This is a genomic window from Xanthomonas sp. WHRI 7064 (genome assembly GCF_040202355.2).
In the GTDB taxonomy this organism is placed as follows: Bacteria; Pseudomonadota; Gammaproteobacteria; order Xanthomonadales; family Xanthomonadaceae; genus Xanthomonas; species Xanthomonas arboricola.
The window spans coordinates 1679887-1700356 of the sequence record NZ_CP167821.1; the positions used below are offsets into that span (position 1 = coordinate 1679887).

Annotated in this window: 18 protein-coding genes and 2 pseudogenes; 9 read left to right on the forward strand and 11 right to left on the reverse strand. The window is 65.1% G+C overall.

From position 1 onward, the window contains the following. Window positions 1-122 precede the first annotated feature (122 nt). The 4 genes from ABQY74_RS07260 to ABQY74_RS07275 all read right to left on the reverse strand — a co-directional run bounded on the left by ABQY74_RS07260 (window position 123) and on the right by ABQY74_RS07275 (window position 2355). On the reverse strand, window positions 123-572 hold the full coding sequence (locus ABQY74_RS07260) for a DUF2147 domain-containing protein (RefSeq protein WP_016904108.1): 450 nt from the start codon (window positions 570-572) through the stop codon (window positions 123-125). Window positions 573-660: 88 nt separating this feature from the next. Then, window positions 661-1224 (reverse strand): hypothetical protein, encoded by a 564-nt coding sequence (locus ABQY74_RS07265; protein WP_081400690.1) that lies wholly within the window; start codon window positions 1222-1224, stop codon window positions 661-663. After that, on the reverse strand, window positions 1214-1759 hold the full coding sequence (locus ABQY74_RS07270; protein ID WP_349793859.1) for a hypothetical protein: 546 nt from the start codon (window positions 1757-1759) through the stop codon (window positions 1214-1216). The genes ABQY74_RS07265 and ABQY74_RS07270 overlap by 11 nt, the downstream gene beginning before the upstream one ends. A gap of 206 nt (window positions 1760-1965) precedes the next feature. Continuing rightward, entirely contained in the window at window positions 1966-2355 is a 390-nt protein-coding gene (locus ABQY74_RS07275) for a VOC family protein (protein WP_039522658.1), read from the reverse strand. Between the two features lie 629 nt (window positions 2356-2984). Between ABQY74_RS07275 and ABQY74_RS07280 the strand changes: the two genes are divergently transcribed. The 5 genes and pseudogenes from ABQY74_RS07280 (at window position 2985) to mmuM (ending at window position 7054) form a co-directional block, all read left to right on the forward strand. Further along, window positions 2985-3665 (forward strand): hypothetical protein, encoded by a 681-nt coding sequence (locus tag ABQY74_RS07280; protein WP_039520254.1) that lies wholly within the window; start codon window positions 2985-2987, stop codon window positions 3663-3665. A 56-nt stretch (window positions 3666-3721) separates the two neighbouring features. Next, entirely contained in the window at window positions 3722-4147 is a 426-nt protein-coding gene (locus tag ABQY74_RS07285) for a hypothetical protein (RefSeq protein ID WP_039520257.1), read from the forward strand. Window positions 4148-4164: 17 nt separating this feature from the next. Continuing rightward, a pseudogene (uvrD, locus tag ABQY74_RS07290) lies at window positions 4165-4410 on the forward strand (DNA helicase II); the annotation flags it as partial. A gap of 287 nt (window positions 4411-4697) precedes the next feature. Beyond that, a complete protein-coding gene (gene mmuP / locus ABQY74_RS07295) occupies window positions 4698-6095 on the forward strand; it encodes an S-methylmethionine permease (protein WP_349793857.1) in 1398 nt (465 codons plus the stop codon). Then, a complete protein-coding gene (gene mmuM, locus ABQY74_RS07300) occupies window positions 6092-7054 on the forward strand; it encodes a homocysteine S-methyltransferase (RefSeq protein WP_349793855.1) in 963 nt (320 codons plus the stop codon). Before mmuP ends, mmuM begins: the two co-directional genes overlap by 4 nt. 6 nt (window positions 7055-7060) lie before the next feature. On the opposite strand, the gene ABQY74_RS07305 is transcribed toward mmuM, so the two are convergent. Next, window positions 7061-9001: a DUF885 family protein gene (locus ABQY74_RS07305; RefSeq protein WP_039528291.1), complete on the reverse strand. Its 1941-nt coding sequence runs from the start codon at window positions 8999-9001 to the stop codon at window positions 7061-7063. Between the two features lie 226 nt (window positions 9002-9227). On the opposite strand from ABQY74_RS07305, the gene ABQY74_RS07310 reads away from it, so the two are divergent. Next, the gene (locus ABQY74_RS07310) at window positions 9228-10025 is read left to right on the forward strand and encodes a helix-turn-helix domain-containing protein (protein WP_372470057.1); all 798 of its coding nucleotides are present in this window, start codon (window positions 9228-9230) and stop codon (window positions 10023-10025) included. On the opposite strand, the gene ABQY74_RS07315 is transcribed toward ABQY74_RS07310, so the two are convergent. The 3 genes from ABQY74_RS07315 to ABQY74_RS07325 form a co-directional block, all read right to left on the reverse strand. Beyond that, complete coding sequence (locus ABQY74_RS07315) at window positions 9989-10591, reverse strand: LysE family translocator (RefSeq protein WP_164496974.1); 603 nt, start codon at window positions 10589-10591, stop codon at window positions 9989-9991. The two genes, ABQY74_RS07310 and ABQY74_RS07315, sit on opposite strands and share 37 nt — an antisense overlap. Window positions 10592-10812: 221 nt before the next feature. Continuing rightward, the gene (locus tag ABQY74_RS07320; RefSeq protein WP_047125687.1) at window positions 10813-11589 is read right to left on the reverse strand and encodes a queuosine precursor transporter; all 777 of its coding nucleotides are present in this window, start codon (window positions 11587-11589) and stop codon (window positions 10813-10815) included. A gap of 4 nt (window positions 11590-11593) precedes the next feature. Then, window positions 11594-12268 (reverse strand): DUF502 domain-containing protein, encoded by a 675-nt coding sequence (locus tag ABQY74_RS07325; protein WP_024940643.1) that lies wholly within the window; start codon window positions 12266-12268, stop codon window positions 11594-11596. Window positions 12269-12422: 154 nt separating this feature from the next. On the opposite strand from ABQY74_RS07325, the pseudogene ABQY74_RS07330 reads away from it, so the two are divergent. Continuing rightward, window positions 12423-13780 (forward strand): annotated as a pseudogene (locus tag ABQY74_RS07330) (hypothetical protein). 128 nt (window positions 13781-13908) lie between these two features. Here the strand turns inward: ABQY74_RS07330 and ABQY74_RS07335 are convergent. Further along, window positions 13909-15468 (reverse strand): alginate export family protein, encoded by a 1560-nt coding sequence (locus ABQY74_RS07335; RefSeq protein ID WP_104574056.1) that lies wholly within the window; start codon window positions 15466-15468, stop codon window positions 13909-13911. Between the two features lie 368 nt (window positions 15469-15836). On the opposite strand from ABQY74_RS07335, the gene ABQY74_RS07340 reads away from it, so the two are divergent. Both ABQY74_RS07340 and ABQY74_RS07345 read left to right on the forward strand, forming a co-directional pair. After that, on the forward strand, window positions 15837-16199 hold the full coding sequence (locus ABQY74_RS07340; RefSeq protein WP_016904272.1) for a PadR family transcriptional regulator: 363 nt from the start codon (window positions 15837-15839) through the stop codon (window positions 16197-16199). Then, window positions 16196-17107, forward strand: coding sequence for a sensor domain-containing protein (locus ABQY74_RS07345; RefSeq protein WP_104624517.1), 912 nt, complete (start codon window positions 16196-16198; stop codon window positions 17105-17107). The genes ABQY74_RS07340 and ABQY74_RS07345 overlap by 4 nt, the downstream gene beginning before the upstream one ends. 955 nt (window positions 17108-18062) lie before the next feature. Here the strand turns inward: ABQY74_RS07345 and ABQY74_RS07350 are convergent. Together ABQY74_RS07350 and ABQY74_RS07355 are read right to left on the reverse strand one after the other, a co-directional pair. Next, window positions 18063-19370 (reverse strand): polyhydroxyalkanoate depolymerase, encoded by a 1308-nt coding sequence (locus tag ABQY74_RS07350; protein ID WP_016904270.1) that lies wholly within the window; start codon window positions 19368-19370, stop codon window positions 18063-18065. A 475-nt stretch (window positions 19371-19845) separates the two neighbouring features. Next, entirely contained in the window at window positions 19846-20448 is a 603-nt protein-coding gene (locus tag ABQY74_RS07355) for a class I SAM-dependent methyltransferase (protein WP_167704363.1), read from the reverse strand. Window positions 20449-20470 lie beyond the last annotated feature (22 nt).

A 20470-nucleotide genomic window follows, 5' to 3' on the forward strand; every position in this document is an offset into this window, starting at 1 on the left:
GAGGCGCGCAGGTGTTTGGCCGCGCATGTAGCGTCAGGATGGAAGCGCACAAAAAAGGCGCCCTCACGGGCGCCTGCTCTTACCGATTCCCCAATCCCGATTCCCGATTCCCGATTCCCGGCCTATTCGCGAATCCAGGTCTGGGTCCGGCCCAACGCCTCGATGCCCACATAGCCGCGCATCTGCAGCTTCTTGCCGCCATCGGTCAGGGTGACCTTGGCCTTGTAGGTCTTGCCCTTGGCCGGGTCGAGCACCGAGCCGCCGCTCCACACCGCGGTGCCGTCCGGCTTGAGGCCCCACAGGATGGTCATGCCCTTGATCGGCTTGCCCTTGAGCGCGCCATCGCACTTGTCGCAGGTCGGGTTGGGCCCGTGGTTGGACTGCAGGATGTCGACCACCTTGCCGCTCAGCGTGCCGTTGCCGAGCTGTTCGATCTGCACCACCGACTTGGGCTTGCCGGTCTCGTCGTCGATGGTCTTCCAGCGGCCCACCGGCGAATCGGCGGCCTGGGCCAGCAGCGAGGCGGCGGCCAGCGGCAGGGCCAGCATCAGGGTCTTGAAGGTCTTGCGCATGTGTCCCCTCCCAGGGATTGCTATGGCCGCCGTCGACGGCCTGACCAGAATGTATACCGTGGAGTATGGTGGGGGAAGGACAGGGCGTTCAGTTTGAGGAAGGACAACGGGATGCTGCTGCCGTCTGCTCCGCCATGAGGCGCGTTCGCCCTTGCTGGGTGACGATGCGAGAAATTTCCACCTCACATTCCGGCCCACGCGACAGAATGGTCGCCACATAGTCCTGACCCGTTTCCGGGACAAAGCTGCGACTCACGGTGCATAGCGGCGTGTTCAACACGCAGCGGTTGTCCGTGCAGCCCCCTGCCGACAGCGACAGGGTGATCGGTTCGCCTGACCTGACATGTGTTTCAGTGACGTATCGTCCTCCGCTGACGGCAACGGGGGGAATGCCGATTTTTTGCCCCGCGCCCGTGCCGAACGGACCTGGCCGCGAGCTTGGTGCAATGCCGGCATCCCGGTTCGTTCCGCCGACGCAGGTGCGGTTTGGATAAAGCATGGGTGCGGGTCGCTCGGTGACCAGGCGAATACGTGCACGCAGCCCATCGCTTGGCTCATCGAACGTCGACAAGGAAAGCGCTGCGCTGCGTGTTGCCCCACAGCCGGCCAGGAGCACCATCATTGCTGCCAAAAGGACACGTTCAGTTCTCATGGCACTCTCCTGACATCGGAACAAATTCCAGATCCGCCGGGGCAGCGCCGGTCTTCGCATCGGTGACGATCAGCCGACAGCGGTCGTTCTCGTAGAGCTGGCTGGCGATGTAGTGCTCCCCAGTCATCGGCGTGAATGACACAAGATTGGTACAGTTGTCGGTGGTCAGGCTTCGACGGCGTGAGTCGAGCGTTTGCACCATTCGTGCGCGCAAAAAGAGCTGCTTGTCGGGGACAACCGAATACTCCTCCCGAGGCTGATTGTTACTCAATTTGCCAAGGACGCCCTTGACCGGAGCAGTCAGCGCGCCCAGAAATCCGCCACGTCCGCCCTTTGCACAACTGGCATCTTCGAAGACATCGAAGTACTGGACTGGCTCGATAGGGATCAGGCTGGGCTTGGTGGGCTTGGCAAGCGTCAAGGTGGCGAGGGGCTCACCAGGTTTCGGCGCGACATACCGCTTTGGGAAAAGAAAGCCGCAGCCGGCAAGAATGATCGCTACAGCGACAACGATGCGCAGGATGAAGTGATACATGCGTGCAATTTCCGGCATGGCGTTTGTTGGCCCGTGCCGCATCCATGCCTGCGACGACGCTGCGGCGACATGACGCCGCTCTGTCGATAGCGGCTGGGCTACTCAGCGCTTGAGTCGCACGATCGACACCGCGCGAGGCGAAGGTTTGCCCTCTCTTGACGGGCAAGACTCTCTACCGCAGCGGCGGTGACAGCCAGGCATACGCGCTAGGCAATCTCGTACAACTCCAGTGGCAGCTCATCCGGGTCGGCGAAGAAGGTGAAGCGGCGGCCGGTGTACTCGTCGATGCGGATGTCTTCGGTGGCCACGCCGTGCGCAGTGAGATGCGCCACGGCCGCGTCCAGATCCTCGACGCGGAAGGCAAGATGGCGCAGGCCGCGTGCTTCCGGGCGGCTGGGGCGCAGCGGTGCGGCGGGAAACGAGAACAGCTCGATCTGGCCGCCATCGGGCAGTGCCAGGTCCAGCTTCCAGGAATCGCGCGCCTGCCGGTAATGCTCATCGAGCACCCGCAGGCCCAGGATGTCGCAGTAGAAGCGTTTGGACACCGCGTAGTCGCCAGCGATGATCGCCACATGGTGGATGCCGGCGAGCTTCATGCCGCGCTCCAACGCATTGACGTCGACCAGCCGGGCAGTGCCGGCACGCTCGGCGGCGCCTCGCATGCAGATGGCGCGCGCGTGCCCGCGATGCCGGACGCAGCAGCGTCATCGCACACAGGGTGCTGTGGCATTGGCAGATTTGTGGGCACGCCCCCAGCAAGCAGGCAGTGCGCGGATGTTTGCGCAGATGAAAGGTAATGGTGCGGCATGTCAGAGGACCAGCAGAAACCAATCGGCAGCATAACCGCCCGATAGTTAGCCGCGGGCCCTGGCATACGGCTGTGCTCGTCTGCGCACGCGTTGCAGGATGGCTGATCGACATCGTGCGGCAGCGATGTAATGCGCGTGACGCAGCGCTCCGCGCGTGCACATCGAGGACCACAGCACGGCTGATCCGCCGACGCCCCTGCACGGACATGTAGCGCCGCATGCGCGATTCCTGGCCGGGAATGCGGAAGCGCATCGTGGTGCTCTCCGCCGACATCCTCCGCGTGGCAGGCCGATCTCAGGGGTTTGCCGATGGGCTGCACTGTCGACGCAACCGATGCTGGACACCGATGTCGTACCGGTGCGCGTTTGCATGACGCCGCCGGGGCATCGTCCTTCCATGCCAACCGAGTCTGCCCATGTCCATTCTTGCGTTCCAGCCGCAGCATCTCAAATCCATCCCCCAGGGCGTGCATGTGATCCGGCACACGGCCGGCACGCTGCCTGATCGCGACGCGATCGTCGCAGCTTTGCCGCGCACCGAGCAGGGCACGCCGCAGTTGCATTACGACACGCTGTGGATCGGCGGCGGCCACGGCAATGTCGACAACCAAGGCGCACCGATCCAGTTAAACGACTGCACAGGTGTCGAAGAGGTCACGAGTTTCATCGAGGATCTGGTCACCATCGGCATCCGCACGCCGGCGCTGATCGTCGATAGCTGCTTTTCGCTGGCCTGGCTGCCGCAATTTGCTCCCCTGCTCACCGAGGACGGCATGTTTGCCGGCTGGTCGTGCATCTGCGGCGTCAATCGCCTCGAACTGCTGACATCGCACCGGTTGCCGGCGCTGGTGGAGCAGATCGAGATCAATATGCACACGGCGACGTCCAGCCAGGTGGTCTACATCGCACGTGACCGGTTGCTGATCCGCTATGCGCAGTTGACCGAGAGCGTGGGGGTTAAGGCCGGCGATCTCACCGATGCCCAGGCAACCCTCGTCCGCGTCGGCAAGGCGACCTGGCAGGACAGGCCGCTGATCGCCACCGACCAGCGCATCGAGGACCGCGCCGGGTTCATCGAACGCCTGCACCAGCTCTGACCGGCCCGGCGCCGTCGTCCATCCGCGCATCCACCCAACAAAAGAGGACTGTCTCCATGACCACCTACACCAACAACGGCACCGGCACGTTCAGCAGTGCCACCACCAAGATCCGCAAGCATGTGCTCGACGACTACCTGGCGGCGAAGATCGCCAACCATGTCGGCATCCGCCGCAGCGAGGTCAACGACGCTACCGTGATCCAAGTCCCCGCCAACTACGCCAACAGCGAAGGCGTGATTGCGGACATGGAAGAGGTCAAAGGCCTGCGCGTGGACCTGCAGCGCGCCCAGACCCACGACGGTAACACCTACGCGACCTGGCAGGTGCAGTGGGGCACCGGCAGCGGCGGCAGAACCGGCGGTGCCTATGCCGGCGTGTTGATGCGGGTGGCGACCGACTTTACGTTCGCCGAGTTTCGCAACGCGATGAGCGAGAGCTTCGGCTATACACCGGGCGCCTATTGCCGGCTCGATCCCTGACCGGCACGGCGAACGTCCTGCCCTCGCGCTTCCTGCGCGAGATCTCGCGCGAACTGCTGCACGACGTGCGGCCGAAGGTGCAGGTCTCGCGCAGCGCCTCGCTGGGCGCGCCGCGCAGCCTGCGGCACGGCATGATCGAGGCGCCGGCGATCACGCTCGGCGCCAACGTGCAGCATCCCAAGTTCGGCGGCGTGGTCATCGACGATGAAGACAGCGGCGCGCATGCCCGCGTGCAGGTGCAGTTCGACCCGGCACGGTCAAAGGCGCGTCGCACAGAGAAGGCAGGCGTGTGCCCGCGATGCAGAGCGCAGCAAGGTCATCGCATGCACCGTGATGTGGCATTGGCAGGTTTGTGGGCAAACCGGCCGCGCGCAGATGTTTGCGCAGCTGGATGGCGATGATGCGGCATGCCGAGGGCCTGCGGAAACCAATCGGAAGCATCGCCGCCCGTCAGTCAACGAAAGCTCATGGCTCACGGCTCGCCCGCACACGGCTGTGCCCGTCTGCCTGCGCGTGGCAGGATGCAGCTTCCCCCCGATCAGATGCACCCATGCCCGAATCGTCGCCGACCGCCGCACCGCAATTCCAGCGCAGCATGCAGGTGCGCCACCTGGTGATGTTGTCGCTGGGTGGCGTGATCGGCACCGGCCTGTTCTTCAATACTGGCTACATCATCGCCAGCACCGGCGCGCTCGGCACGGTGATCGCCTATCTGATCGGCGCGCTGGTGGTGTATCTGGTGATGCAGTGCCTGGGCGAGCTGGCGGTGGCGATGCCGCAGACCGGCGCCTTCCATGTGTACGCCGCGCGTTATCTCGGCCCGGCCACCGGGTACGTGGTGGCGTGGTTGTACTGGCTGACCTGGACGGTGGCGCTGGGCTCGAGCCTGACTGCGGCGGCGTTCTGCATGCAGTACTGGTTCCCGCACACGCCGGCATGGCCGTGGTGCCTGCTGTTCTGCGCGCTGATTTTCGGCCTGAACACGGTGTCGGCGCGCTGGTTTGCCGAAGGCGAGTTCTGGTTCTCGCTGATCAAGGTGATCACGATCGTGCTGTTCATCGTGCTTGGCGGCGCGGCGGTGATCGGCGTGCTGCCGTTGGCCGATGGGTCGCCGGCACCCGGATTGCGCCACCTGCGCGCCGACGGCTGGTTTGCGCAAGGCACGCTGCCGATCCTGATGACGATGGTGGCAGTGAACTTCGCCTTTTCCGGCACCGAGTTGATCGGCGTGGCCGCTGGCGAAACCGCACAGCCGGCGCGTGCGATTCCGCTGGCGATCCGTACCACGCTGGTGCGGCTGGTGGTGTTGTTCGTCGGCACCGTGCTGGTGCTGGCCGCGTTGCTGCCGGCCGGGCAGGCAGCGGTGGACACCAGCCCGTTCGTGCGCGCGTTCGAGTTGCTGGGCATCCCGTATGCGGCCGATGTGTTGAATGCGGTGATCCTGACCGCGATCCTGTCGGCGGCCAATTCCGGCCTGTATGCGGCCGCGCGTATGCTGTGGTCGCTGGCCAACGAAGGCACGCTGCCGGCGCGGCTGGCAGGCCTGACCCGTCGCGGCATCCCGTTGCCGGCCTTGATACTGAGCATGCTGGGCGGCCTGTTGGCGCTGCTCACCGGCGTCTATGCGGCCGATACCGTGTTCGTGGCGATTTCGGCGGTGTCCGGCTTTGCGGTGGTGGTGGTGTGGTTGAGCATCTGCGCCTCGCACTACCGTTTCCGTCGCCAATTGCTGCGCGATGGCATCGCACCGGAGAGCCTGGCCTATCGCGCGCCGTGGTATCCGTGGACGCCGCTGCTGGGCTTTGCACTCTGTCTGCTGGCCTGCATCGGCCTGGCATTCGATCCGCAGCAGCGCATTGCGCTGTGGTGCGGCATCCCGTTTGTGGCGCTGTGCTACGGCGCCTACGCACTCACCCAATGGCTTGCGAGCAGGAGGCAACCCGCATGACGATTCTTCCACGCCAGCCGCGCGCCGATGCGCCTTTCAGCCAGGCGCTGCAGCAGGACGGCTACGTGCTGCTCGACGGCGCGCTCGCCACTGAACTGGAGCAGCGCGGCTGCGATCTCAACGATGCGCTGTGGTCGGCGCGCGTGCTGATGGAGCAGCCGGAGCTGATCTATCAGGTGCATCGCGACTATTTCGCTGCCGGCGCGCAGTGCGCCATCACCGCCAGCTACCAGGCCACGCCGCTGGGCTTTGCCGCGCGCGGTCTGGATCTGGCGCAATCGCAGGCGTTGATCGCACGCAGCGTGGCCCTGGCCGCGCAGGCGCGTGTCGATCATCTGCAGGCGCAACCGCAGGACGCGCCGTTATGGGTGGCCGGGTCGGTCGGGCCGTATGGCGCCTACCTGGCAGATGGCTCGGAGTACCGCGGCGACTACGACCTGCCGCTGGCGCAACTGATGGACTTCCATCGCCCGCGCATCGCCGCGTTGGCCGAGGCGGGGGTGGATGTGCTGGCCTGCGAGACGCTGCCGTCGGCCAACGAGATCGTCGCGCTGCGCCTGCTGCTGGAGGAGTTCCCGCAGCTGCATGCGTGGTTCTCGTTCACCTTGCGCGATGCGGCACATTTGAGCGATGGCACCGCGCTGGCGCAGGTCATCCCCGCGCTGGATGCGTGCGCGCAGGTGATCGCGGTGGGCATCAACTGCATTGCGCTGGAGCAGGTCACCGCCGCGTTGCAGACATTGTCCGCGCTGACGGCGCTGCCGCTGGTGGTGTACCCCAATTCCGGCGAGCACTACGATGCCGGCGCAAAACAGTGGCATGCCGGCAGCACGACCGCATGCACCCTGGCCGACCAGCATGCGCAGTGGCTGGCGGCCGGTGCGCGGCTGATCGGCGGGTGCTGCCGCACCACACCGCGCGACATCGCCGCGCTGGCGCGTGCGCGGGTGGCGGGCTGAGCTGCCTCAGCCCTTCTGCGTGGCGATCCAGCGCTGGATCTTGTCCTGCAGGATATCCAGCGGCACCGAGCCGTCCTTGAGCACTTCGGTGTGGAAGGCGCGCACATCGAAGCGCGGGCCCAGTTCGCGTTGCGCCTGCTCACGCAACTGCGCGATCTTCATCTCGCCGACCTTGTAGGCCAACGCCTGGCCGGGGATGGCCATGTAGCGGTCCACCTCGGCCTCGGCATCGGTCCGGGTCATGGCCGAGTTGTTGAGCATGTAGTCGATCGCCTGGGTACGGGTCCAGCCCTTGCTGTGCAGGCCGGTGTCGGTGACCAGGCGAATTGCGCGCCACAACGCATTCTGCAGATAGCCGTAGTAGTTGTACGGGTCCTGATACAGGCCCAGTTCGCGGCCCAGCGATTCGGCATACAGCCCCCAGCCCTCGATATAGGCGGTCTCGCCGCCCAGGCGGCGGAACTTGGGCAGGTCGGTCAGCTGCTGCTGCAGCCCGAGCTGGAAATGGTGGCCGGGGATGGCCTCGTGCAGATACAGGCTCTCGGTCTCCCAGGTCCGGCGCGTGTCCAGGTCGGAGGTGTTGACGTAGAACACGCCCGGTGTGCTGCCGTCGCCGCTGGGACGCATGTACGAGCCGCTGGCGGCCGACTGCGCACGCTGCGGTTCCACCACGCGCACTTCCAGCGCCGGCATGCCCTGCACATTGAACAGGCGCGGCACCGCGGCCTGCACGCGTCCCTGCAGGCCGCGGTAATAGCCCAGCAGTTCGGTCTCGCTGCGGAACGCAAAGCGCCTGTCGGTCTGCATGAACTTGTAGAACTTGGGCAGGTTGCCGCGGAACCTGACCTGCTTGGCCAGCGTGGCGATCTCTGCCTGCAGGCGCGCGACCTCGTCCAGCCCGACCTGATGGATCTGCTCCGGGGTCAGCTCGGAGGTGGTGCTCTGGCGCACGTCGTAGGCGTACCAGGCCGCGCCATTGGGTAGCGCGGTCAGGCCGTCGGTGTCGCGGCAGGCCGGCAGGTACTCGGTGGCGATGAAGCCGCGCAGTGCCCGGTACGCCGGCATTATCCGCACTTCGATCAGCCGCTTGTACTCGGCGGTGATGCGCTGCTTGTCGGCCTCGGGCATGTCTGCCGGCAGGTTGCGCACCGGGCCCCAGAACAGGCTGTCTTCGGCATTGCGCGCGATGATCGCATCCAGCTGCGGCAACACCTTCTGCATCAATACCTTCGGCTGCACCACGCCGGCCTGCATGCCGGCGCGCATGTTGGTGATGGCCTGGTCGAACAGGTCCGGGATGCCCACCGCGCGCCGCGACCAGTTGTCGTAGTCCTTGACCGTCTTGAACGGCTGCGCGCCGGTGCCCGAGCCCAGCACCACCGCGATGCTGGCGATGTTGTAGAACTGGTTGATCGGCAGCATCCAGCTGGGGAACTGCTCGGCCGCCAGTGCGCTGCGCGCATCGCGCACGAAGATCTGGTAGCTCAGCAGGTCCTGCCCGCTCAGCCCGTCCGGCCCCAGCGCCTCGGCCTTGCCCAGCCACAGCACGGTGAAGTCGTGCGACTGCTGCCGGAACGCCGGCGACAGGAAGTTGGGCAACTGGTCGTTGTAGCGGGTCTCGCCCTGGAAGGTGGCCTGCAGCGGGTTGAGCTTGAGCGAGGCATCCCAGTACTGGTCGTAGAGCAAATTGAGCTGCTGCGCCTTGGTCAGCACCACCGGTGCGGCCACGGCACGCGGCCTGGGCTTGGCGGCTTTGCCACCCTTGGCGGCCTTGGTGGTCTTGGCCGCCGGCTTGGCGGTCTTCTTGCCCTTGCTCGCCTTGGCGCGGGTTTGCGTGGTCTGTGCCTTGCCGGTTTTCTTCTTGGCCGCGTCGGCGGGCGCTGCCACTGACAGGCTCAGCACGGCGGCCAGGGCCAGGGACAGCAGGCGGGAAAAGCTGAGGGGCATTACCGGCTCCGGGAACAAGCGAGCGGGGAGCTTGCCCGATCCGCGCCGTTCCGGCCACCCATGCGGCACACGGGGCGCGCCTGGAATTCATGAAGCCCGCTGCGCGCGCCTGCAGCACGCAGGCATGTTGCAGTGCGATAGGCTTGCGCATATGCCAAGGGATGAATCGACATGCGGGACGCAGCTGCCCGTGCAGGGTGGGCAGGGCTTCTGGCGCGATCCGGCATTGCCCTTCGTCGAACTGCGCCAGGTGATCAACAGCCGCAGCCTGTGTTACGCCGCGCACACGCATGAGCAATGGTCGGTGGGTGCGATCGATCGCGGGCTGGCGCGCTATCGCAATGGACGCATGCAAGCGCAGGTGGGCGCGCGGTCGCTGACCCTGATCAACCCTGGCGATGTGCATGCCTGCAATCCGGATCAGCAGCAGGACTGGTCGTTCCGCATGCTGTATCTGGACGTGGCGTGGCTGCGCGAACAACAACGCGCACTCGGCCTGGCCGCCAATGCGGATGTGCACATGCTGGCAGCGCCGCTGTGCCAGACCCCGGCAGCCTATACCGCCTTCGAGCGCATGCATGCCGTGTTGGCCGATGGCAGCGCCGATGCGCTGGCACGCGAAAGTGCGTTGATCGCGTTCGTGGCGCGGCTGCATCTGCATGTGGAGCCGATCAGTCGTGCGCTCGCGGTCGATACCGGGCCGATGCAGCGGGTGGCCGAGTATCTGCAGACCCATCATGCACGTGCGGTCTCGCTGCGCGAGCTGTGCACGCTGGCCGGGATGCCGGCGCCGCGCTTGATTCGCGGCTTCCGTCAGGCGCACGGGCTGACCCCGCATGCGTATCTGCTGGATTGCCGTTTCCAGCGTGCGCGCGAGGCCTTGCGGCGCGGCGGTGACATTGCCGAGGTCGCCTATGCGCATGGCTACGCCGACCAGGCGCATCTGCAGCGCAGCTTCAAACGTGCCTGGGCGGTGACGCCAGGGCGTTACCGCAATGCCGTGCCCCATTCGGTCAGCAGATAGACCGCACTCAGCACCAGCAGCGCGGCCAGCACCCGGTTCAACCGCCGCAGCTGCCTTGGCACCTGCACGTGCCGCCGCAGCACGGCGCCGGCCAGCAACCAGCACCCCAGCGAGGGATAGCAGATCAGCGCATACAACGCCGCAAAGCCCGCCAGCTGCGTGGTGCCTGCGGTCGCATACAGGGCAACGCCGGAGGTCGCCGCCAGCCAGGCCTTGGGGTTGAGCCACTGCATCGCCGCACCGGTCCAGAACGAGGCCGCCGGGCGCGCCCCGGTGGTCTGGATGACGCCATCGTCGCGCAGCAGGCGCCAGGCCATGTAGAGCAGAAACGCCACCCCGGCCAGATGCAATGCACGGCCGAGCAGCGGCCAGCGCAGCAGCACTTGCTGCAGTCCCATGCCCACCAGCAACAGCAGCGCGACGAAGCCGACGGTGGCGCCGATCACATGGCCGTGCCCGGCACGCGCGCCGGCGCTGGCGCCGGTGCTCAGCGCGACCAGGTTGACCGGCCCGGGCGAAATCGAGCACACCAGCGCGAAGCTGGCCATTGCGACAAGATGGTCCATGGCGCGGAATCCATAGCGGGGCGCAACAGCATGGCCAGCGAGCGCGGCGACGGATTGAACAAAATTTCGATGGGCGGTCGCTGCGGGCGTTGCGTGATCGGCAAACGCAGCCAGCGGTCGTCAGGCAGGCGACACGCATGACCGACGAGGCCGAGTGGAAGCCACCGCCACGGGCGCCGGCCCTCGCCTGGCAGCGCTGCGGCCGGCAGGTTTTTGCGTTGTCAGCCGGCGGCGGCTTCTTCGCGCAGTTGCTCGGCGCGTTCGGCGCCCAGGTATGCGCCGATGGCGCGGCGCGCCAGATACAGCAGCGGGATCAGTGCGATCGCAAAGCCCATCTTGTAGACGTAGTTGAGCGTGCTCACCGCCAGGAACTGGTCGATGGACCAATGCTGCGGGCCGAGCACGAAGGCGATGTAGATCACCACGAAGCTGTCCACCAACTGCGACACCGCCGTGGAGCCGGTGGCGCGCAGCCACACGTGCTTTTCTCCGGTGGCGCGGCGGATGCGATGGAACACCGACACATCGATCAACTGGCCGAACAGGAAGGCCACCAGCGACCCGCCGATCGTCCACAGCCCCTGGCCGAACACCGCTGCAAAGGCGGCCTGGTAGTCGGGCACGCCCTGGCTCTGCGCCGCCGTGACCCACCAACCCGCCGGCGCCAGTGCGATGGCGGCGAACGCGAACACGAAGCCGTAGCCAATCAGCGCCACCGCCACCCACGAGATGAAACGCACCCCGCGACTGCCGAAGAACTCGTTGATGGTGTCGGTCATGATGAACACCACCGGCCACAACAAGGTGCCGGCGGTGAAGCTGAGCGAGCCGGTCTGGCCGAACAGGTTCCAGTTCAACGGCGCGATGCCGAGGGTGTCTTCCAGCGCGAAGATCTTGACCCCGATGAACTCGGCCAATGCCGCGTTGACGCAGAAGAACGCGGCCAGGGCAATGAACAGGCGGACCGCACGATCGTCGAGGGTACGCACCTGTGTCATGGCTTTAGCGATCCGCCGTACGGGTAAAGGGAACCGATTCGGGCGCCACTGCGCCACCGGAGATGATGAAGCTCATCGCCTGGTCCACGCTCCAGTCGGTGGGCGTGAGCAGCTCCACCGGCACGATCTCCAGATAGCCGGAGGTCGGGTTGGGCGTGGTTGGCACGTACACCGCCGCCAGCTCGCGGCCGGTGCCCTGTTCCTTGATCACCCGCGTGACCAGGCCCACCGACTTCATGTCCCGGTGCGGGAAGTCGATCAGCACCACGCGCTGGGTGCTGCCGGGCTGGGTCTGCAGGATGTCGAGCAACTTGCGCGCGCTGTCGTACACCACGCTGGCCAGCGGGATGCGCCGCATGATCGCCTCGAACCAGCGCAGCAGGCGCTGGCCGATCACCCGCCGGCTGAGGATGCCGACAAACAGGATCGCGCCCACGGTGGCGATCAGCGCGATGGTGTTCTGCACCCACAGTGCCTTGATCCAGCCCAGATAGTCGGGGAACGAGGCAGCGATGCGTTCGGACAACGGCACCACCCACGGGCTGCTGATGCCCGACAACAGCGAGAACACGAACTTCACCACCACCCAGGTCAACCAGACCGGCAGCAGGGTGAGCAAACCGGTCAGAAAGACGCGTTGCAGGGAAGGGCGGGTGGGCGGAGTGGGGGATTCGGACATACGCGCATTGTAGGCATTCGGCCGCGTCCGGTGCAGGCGCGCAGCGCGCCTTGTTCGCCGGGGAGACGGCGAGTGCGCATCGGCGTATGCCACTCGCGGCTCTGTCCGGGCCGCTCTAAGATGGCGCAGCTCATCCACGGACGGTTGCCCCCGCATGCTCGCCAAATTCCTCAAGTCGGCCCTGCTGGGGCTATGCATCCTGATCGCCCTGCTGGTGGCCCTGTACGCGATCTCCGCGCGCTGGCCGATTCCTGACGCGCAGCGCCAGGCGTTGGCGCAGATCGATCAACCACCAGCCGCACCGCCGGCAGGCTCGAATCTATTTGCTGCACTCTGGTTGCTGCCGTATGTCGTCCCGGCTACCGAACAGGACGTCGTGATGGAACGCGATCTGCAGCAGTTTGCGAACGCCAGGACTGCGGCCGTTTTGTCAGCGACGCAGCGCGCTATCCGCGCACGCCGCCGTGGCCAGCCGCTGCACCGCCCAAGTGCAACTGGTCCACCCCAGACTGCCTGGACAAGGTGCGCGCTCAGCCCCAAGCCTATGCCGAGGCGCTGATGTCCCAGGCACCGCTGCTGCAGCGCGCCGCCACACTGTCATCGCGTGACTACTACCGCAATCTGTTTCCGACCCGTGCCGACACACCGCTGCCGGAGTTGCAGGGGTTGAGTGTGCCGATGACCCAGCACGCGCTGGACTTCGTCCAGGGCCGCCAGCAGGCTGCGTTGTCTGGTGTGTGTGCGGACGCACAGGTGGCGCGCGTGCTGTTGCGCGGTCAGGACACACTGATCGCGACGATGATCGGGGCAGCCATGTTGCGCGGTAACGCCGAGCTGTTCACCGGCATGCTGAGCGAACTGCCGTCCACCCAGCCATTACCTGCGCATTGCCAAGCGGCATTTGCGCCGTTGACGATGGATGAGACCAACCTGTGTGGGGGGCTACGTGGCGAAGCACGCTTGGTCAGCGCCAATTACCGCGCGGTCGTCGAAGCCGGCGGCGAGCAGCGGCGCTGGTACGACAGGTTGGTGCCGCCGCTGCTGGACGTTGAACGAACCCGTGCACTGACCGCGCCGTATTACACCTGGGCCTGCCACACCGACGTGCGCACGCAGCTGGAGCAGGACCGCAAGGTGCCGACCAGTGCCATGCCTGCCGCGCCAACAGTGACCTTCGCCTGTATTGCTAACGCAATCGGCTGCCTGTTCGCCGACGTGGAGCATATGGATAGCGCGCAGTATCAATGGCAGTTGCAGGATCTGGCCGCGACAACGCGGCTGACCTCGGCAGTGCTGTGGCTACGTGCGCATCCTGCCGAGCAACAGACGCTGGCGCAGCGCCTGGATCAACTGCCCGCCACGCTGATCCGACCAGGGCGCGACATCAACGCAGGCGAAGATGGAAAGACGCTAGAACTGACGCGTTACGCGCGCAGCGATCACGCCAACCTGCAGATGCCATTGGCGGCAAGCAAGGTGGCACAGGCAGCAGCGATGCAGGGCAAGCCGTGACACTTGCGGCTGCAGAAGGCGACACCAGTGCAGGCAAGCACGCATCGCTGATTGCATAACGGACAACGCCACCCAGGAACGGATCCCGGACGGCGTTGTCAGTCGCTACATCAGTGTGATGCCCCTGCTTAGAACCGGAAATTCAACCAGCCCATCACGAAGGTCGAATCGCCGTAACCGGCCTTTTCGAGCGCAGGCCCGGCCATCAGGTGTTCGGCGCGGAAGGTCACCGACCAGTTCGGGTCGATGTTCCAGGTGGCGTTGATGCGCGGCATGGTGCCGATACGGCGCTCGCCGGTGCTCTGCGTGCGGGCGTAGGCGCGTGCCTGGTTGTTGTAGATCGCATCGCTGGTGGTCTGCCGCCACAGCGTTTCCCATTCCAGGTTCACGGTGATCTTGGAGGTGGGCGAGAAGGTGAACGTGGGCGCAGCGGTGACCAGGTTGACCGGGCCGAAGAACGTGGCCCAGCTGAAGTAGATCGTATTGCCATAGAGGAAGTTGTTGTTGCGCAGCGTGCCGGTGCCGGAGGTGCCACCGCCGCCGGAAGCGATTTCGCTATGGAAGCCCAGCCGCGGTTTCCAGCCCGATTCGCTCAGCGTCCAGGCATTGGAGGTGCTGGCCATGTAGGCACGCAGATCGCGCCCGCCGTAGCTGCCGCGCTGCACGGTCACGAACGAGTCGGTGCGCAGCTTGCCCACATTGCCCCACAGGCGCAGGCCGTAATAATTGCGGTTTTCTTCGGCGGTCTGCCGGCCCCAGACCTGATTGTCGTTGCGGAACTGGTAGAAGAACGGCTCCAGGTACATCGGCTTGGCGGTCGGCATGCGATAGCCGCCGACCACGCCGCGGAAATGCCGCGAGCGGTCGATGCGATCGTCGCCCAGGCCCTCGGTGCCATCGAGGTTGAAGTTGAAATCGAACAGGTCCACACGGGTCTTTTCGCCGATCGCCCAGGCGCGCACACCGTTGAAGGTCACGAAGATATCGGTGTTGTCGCGCAATGCCATCAGCGTGGTGGGACCATCGACAAACACCTGACGACCGACTCGCAGGCCGAGGTCGGCATCTTTGACGCGTCCTTTCACATCGAAGAACACCTGCTGCAGGATCGCGTTGTTTTCCTGCGTGCCGGTCTTGGTACCTTCGTTGCGTCCATCCAGGCTGCCGTGCGCCAGTTCCGTATACAGACGGAAATGCTCGCCGACATGGAAGTCGGCGCCGAAGAACGCGCGGAACAGATACTGCTGCTGCGAATGGCTGCCGGGAATCAGACCGGGATTGGTGATGGTGTTGCTGCGCACACGTAATTCATTGCTGAGCGAGACATACACATCGCCCGATTCATTGAACGGGATGTACTTGAGCGGATCGAACGGACTCTTGCGCTTGGACGGATCCTTCAGATACGACCAGTCTTCGGCCCAACGCACCTGCCACATGTTGCCGCCCTGCTTGGCGCCCCAACCCTGCGCTTCCAGCGGATAACCCTTCGCGGCAGCGGGCGCTGCCGGAGCGGCGGGCGCAGCCTTTGCAGGCTCCGGCTGGGTCTGCTCGGCGTTGACCGGCGCGGTCTGCGCCTGCGCAAACCCCAGTCCCGGCAGTGACAACCCGATCGCCAAGCACAGGCGCCGGGTGGCACCAAAGGAAGTTTCAGCCATGGCCGGCTGTGCCAAGCGTGCTAGTCGCATCGTGTCGCCCTATCGAAAAAGTGAGTCGTCTGAGCGAGTGGTATCGGCTCAGTGGGCACTGACTGTAGTGGAGCGCTGCCGCAAAGGGAGTAACCCAATGGTTCTAAGCACATGAGCGCGTTGATGAAGCCGGGAATGGGGAATCGGGAATGGGGAGTCGGTAGAGCACGCTTCGTCGGCAGCGCACGACTCTCAAAAAAGTGATTCGGTACACCGGCAATAAAGCCACCGGAGAACACATAAGCGTCTCCGCGACGGGACGTGTTTTTCCCATTCCCCACTCCCGATTCTCAATTCTCATGACTACCGGCACATCCACTATACCCAACTTCGCAATAGCATTGCCTTCGACCTAGCGGAGATGGCCGATGAGCGAACCCGATGCCTACCTGCGGAAATTTCAGAAAGAGCTGAGTGCGGGCACGGTATCGCTTGCGTTATTAGCGGTGCTGGCGCAGGCCGAGGAGCCGCTGTACGGCTATCTGATCGCCAAGCGCATGGAGCGGCTGGACGGCGTGCTGAGCGGCAAGCAGAGCGCGTTGTATCCGGTGCTGCGCAATCTGGAGGGGGCCGGGTTGCTGCAGAGCCATGTCGAGCCGTCCGCGTCCGGTCCGCCGCGGCGCTATTACCGCATCACCCAAACCGGGCGTGATTGCCTGCGCGACTGGACCGCCGCCTGGCGCGCCACCCGCGATTCCGTTGACTCAGTGCTGGAGGGGACCCACTCATGACGACCATTACGCAGGCACGCCCGTTGCCGACCACCATTCCCGATTACCTGGCGCAACTGCGCCAGGCCCTGGCCGGCGCGGACCCGGCGATGATCCAGGACGCGCTCTACGACGCCGAAGAGTATCTGCGCGCCGAACTGGCCGAGCAGGCCGGCAAAAGCGAAGCGGAAGTAATCGCCGGCGTGGCAGGCAGCTACGGTGCACCGGATGAAGTGGCCGAGATCTATCGCGAAACCGAAGTGACGGTGACACGTGCACTGCGCCCGCCGCTGCCGCGCAGACGCAGTACGTGGTTCGGCAGATTCTTCGGCGTGGCTGCCGATCCACGCAGCTACGGCGCGCTGTTCTACATGCTGCTGTCGTTGGTCACCGGCGTGTTCTATTTCACCTGGGTGATTACCGGTGCGAGCCTGTCGGCCGGGTTGATGATCCTGATCATCGGTGTGCCATTGCTGGTGCTGTTCTTCGGATCGGTGCGGGTGCTGTCGTTGGTGGAAGGCCGCGTGGTGGAGACGCTGCTGGGCGTGCGCATGCCGCGTCGTCCCGCCCATCCGGGGCCGCAAGGTGGCTGGCTGCAACGCATCGGCGCGATGTTCACCGATGCGCGCACCTGGAGCACGATGCTGTACTTCCTGCTGATGCTGCCGCTGGGCATCGTCTACTTCAGCGTGTTCACCACCTTGTTGTCGTTGGCGCTGGGCCTGGCCGCTTCACCGCTGGTCCTGCTGTTCGACAACACGGCGGTGCTGACCTGGGATGGCGTGGATGTCACCAGCCCGTGGCTGACGCTGCCGTTGTTCGTCGTAGGCGTGCTGCTGCTGTTCGTCACGCTGCACCTGGCACGCGCCTTCGGCAAGCTGCACGGCATGTTCGCCAAGCACTTGCTGGTCAAGAGCGGTGAAGGCTGAGTGCAGCGTGTGGTTGCGGGTTGTATGGCACGCGGCTGCGATCGTCTTGCTGCCGCGTGGTCTGCAGTGCAAGCCCTGACAGACGCGACGATATGAAGTTCGTTTGTCGCGTGGGTGATTGGGCAGTGCGGATGGAGCAGTTGCAGGGCGGCCGCTCTGTGGCTTGGCTGCAGGGCCCTTGCCCGCCCACCATCGCAGGACACGCCGCAAGTACGTCCATGTAGGCTCTTACGCGGCATCCATGCCGCGTAAGATCCCGCGACGGTGAGCGGGCAAGGACCAGTCGAGATGGTCGGTGTGCATGGTTTTAAACAAAGCAACCAACCAACTCTCTGGTGCGGCGAGGGCACCGCGCGCTCGACGACCCGAGCGTTTGACTGCACTCAACCGACGTTGCTGCGCGAAGGCCAGGTGTTAGCTGCGTAGCGTTTGATCTGCGGCTTGGCAGCAGGGCCCTTGCCCGCCCACCATCGCAGGACACGCCGCAAGTACGTCCATGTAGGCTCTTACGCGGCATCCATGCCGCGTAAGGTCCCGCGACGGTGGACGGGCAAGGACCAATCGAGATGGTCGGTGTGCATGGTTACAAGCAGGGCATGACGCGGCGTCTGGATTACGGCGCATCCGATCAGTTGCCAACGTCAGGTTTGGCTGAAGGGCCCTTGCCCGCCCACCATCGCAGGACACGCCGCAAGTACGTCCGTGTAGGCTCTTACGCGGCATCCATGCCGCGTAAGGTCCCGCGACGGTGGGCGGGCAAGGACCATCGAAGATGGTCGGTGTGCGTGGTTGCAAGCAGTTTCAACAAAGCGACCGGCAAGCTGTCTGGTGCGGGTGCCGCACACGTTGCCACGCAGTGCGCTGTGTCTACTGGAACCAAAAATCTACGCATAAAAAAACGCCCCTTGATCGGTCTCGATCAAGGGGCGTTTTTGTCGGCCGATTTGTCGGCCGATCAGGCGCGTTTGCCGCGCTTGCGGATCGGGGTGACGGTGGCGGGGTCGCGGCTGCCGACCGGGTCGGCATCGTAGCGAGCGATGAATTCGCGCACCTGCGGGTACACCACTTCGCGCCAGCGACGGCCGCTGAAGATGCCGTAGTGACCGGCACCTTCCACTACCAGATGACGACGATGCGCCGCATCGATCCCGGTGCACAGATCGTGCACCGCTTCGGTCTGGCCAAGACCGGCGATATCGTCCAGTTCGCCTTCGATGCTGAGCAGTGCGGTATTGCGGATCGCCGACGGTTTGACCAGCTGACCATCCACTTTCCACTTGCCCTGCGGCAGCAGGAAGTCCTGGAACACCACGCGAATGGTGTCCAGGTAATACTCGGCCGGCATGTCGAGCACGGCGTTGTATTCGTCGTAGAACTGCCGGTGCGCCTGCGCGTCCTGCAGGTCGCCCTTGACCAGATCGGTGTAGAAATCCCAATGCGACATCACGTGCCGGTTGGGGTTCATCGACAGGAAGCCGGCATGCTGCAGGAAGCCCGGATACACCTGCCTGCCGTGGCCCGGATACGGGAACGGCACGGTGTGGATCAGGTTGTTCTGGAACCACTCGATGCCATTTTCGGTGGCCAGGTTGTTGACCTGGGTCGGGCTGCGGCGCGCATCGATCGGCCCGCCCATCATCACCAGCGAGCGCGGCGTGGGCTCATCGTTGGTGGCCATCAACGACACCGCCGCAAGCACCGGCACGGTGGGCTGACACACGCTCACCACATGCAGGCGCTCGGCGCCGATGTGACGGATGAACTCCTGGATGTAGCTGATGTAGTCCTCGAGCCGGAAAGCGCCGGCTTCCAGCGGCACCATGCGCGCGTCGACCCAATCGGTGACATAGACCTTGTGGTTGCGCAGCAGGGTGCGCACGGTATCGCGCAGCAGGGTGGCGTGGTGGCCGGACAAGGGCGCCACCACCAACACCGCCGGCTGCTGCTTCATCGTGCCGATCAGCTCGACATGGTCGCTGAAACGCTTGAAGCGCAGCAGACGGCAGAACGGCTTGCTCAGCACTTCGCGTTCAATGATGGGCAACGAATGGCCGTCGACCTCGACATCGTCGAGCGCCCAGGCCGGCTTTTCGTATTCCTTGCCCAGGCGATGGAACAGCTCATTGCCGGCCGCCATGCGTTCGGCGCCCGGGAGCGAGGCCCACAGACTGTCGGGGTCGGAGAACATCTTGGCGTTCGCCTGGGCCTGGTGCACCCAAGGGGCTAGCAGATTGCGGGTCAGCTCGTGCAGTTGATAAAGCATTCCACCCATCCGTGCGGCTCTTTGCTGCCGCGCAGCATACCCCCTTTGGCGCATTTGCACCTTAATGGGGCTGCGGACGGTAGAGGCTGTCACACGACTTATGGCAGGCGTTAGCGCGTTGATTGGCCGCGATTTGGTTGCCGCGATTGGTAATTCTTCGGATGGCTGCGCGAACCGAAAGCGCTCGTTCGTTGCAGAACCCTACGGCTGCTGGACGAGTCCTCTTTCCTGCAGGGCAGGGATGAGTGAGGTGCGGGGCAAAGCCCAGTGCACTCAGCCTCCACTAGTACTCAATCTCCACCAGGCTTCGCACCTACCCTCATCCGCCCCTGCGGGGCACCTTCTCCCGGCGGGAGAAGGGAGTGACGGTCCTCTGCCTGCGGGGAGATGAGTGGAATAAAGCCCCTCTCCTGCGGGGGGTGAGAGGACGCGGCGAAGCCACTCGCCATGCGTGCCTCAACCGGCAACGTCCTGCTCAGCCGCGCTCCAGCGCAGCCGCCTCATCGGCCAACTGCGGCGACAACCAGCAGTGCGAGCCGAGTGCAGCAAACCCCACGCTGGCGAAGCGGCGCCGATACCAGCGCGCCGGCCGCGCCTGAAAACCATCGTGGTCGCCTTCGAAGGCGTCCTCTTCGGCGAAGGTCTCCAGAAACGCCACGCCCGCGCACATCTCGGCCAACCCCGGCAGGCCCTGGTTGAACTCGCGCGTGGGTACGTAATGCAGCACGTCCGAGCAGATCAGCAGATCCACCGGCGCGCACGGGCGCAGCCAGGCGAAATCGCCGAAGCGGGCAGGGTGGATCTGCCGGCTGCGTCCGTAACGCTGCACCGCATAGGCGCTGCTGTCGAAGCCCAGGTAACTCAGCTTGGGGCGCAACGCCAGCAATGGCGCGCGCCAGGCCGCCTCGCCGCAGCCGATATCCAGCACGCTGCGGATCGGGCGCTCCAGGTAGTACTCGGCCTGGCTCACCGCCAGTGCGACCTTGCGTCGCAGGCGCGCAGGGTCGGCCAGCCCGGCATCCCGGTACCAGCGGCGGAAATAGTGGGCGTCGTACTGCTTGTCGTCGGGTTCGGACATGGACGTCAGGTGCTTTCGCGTC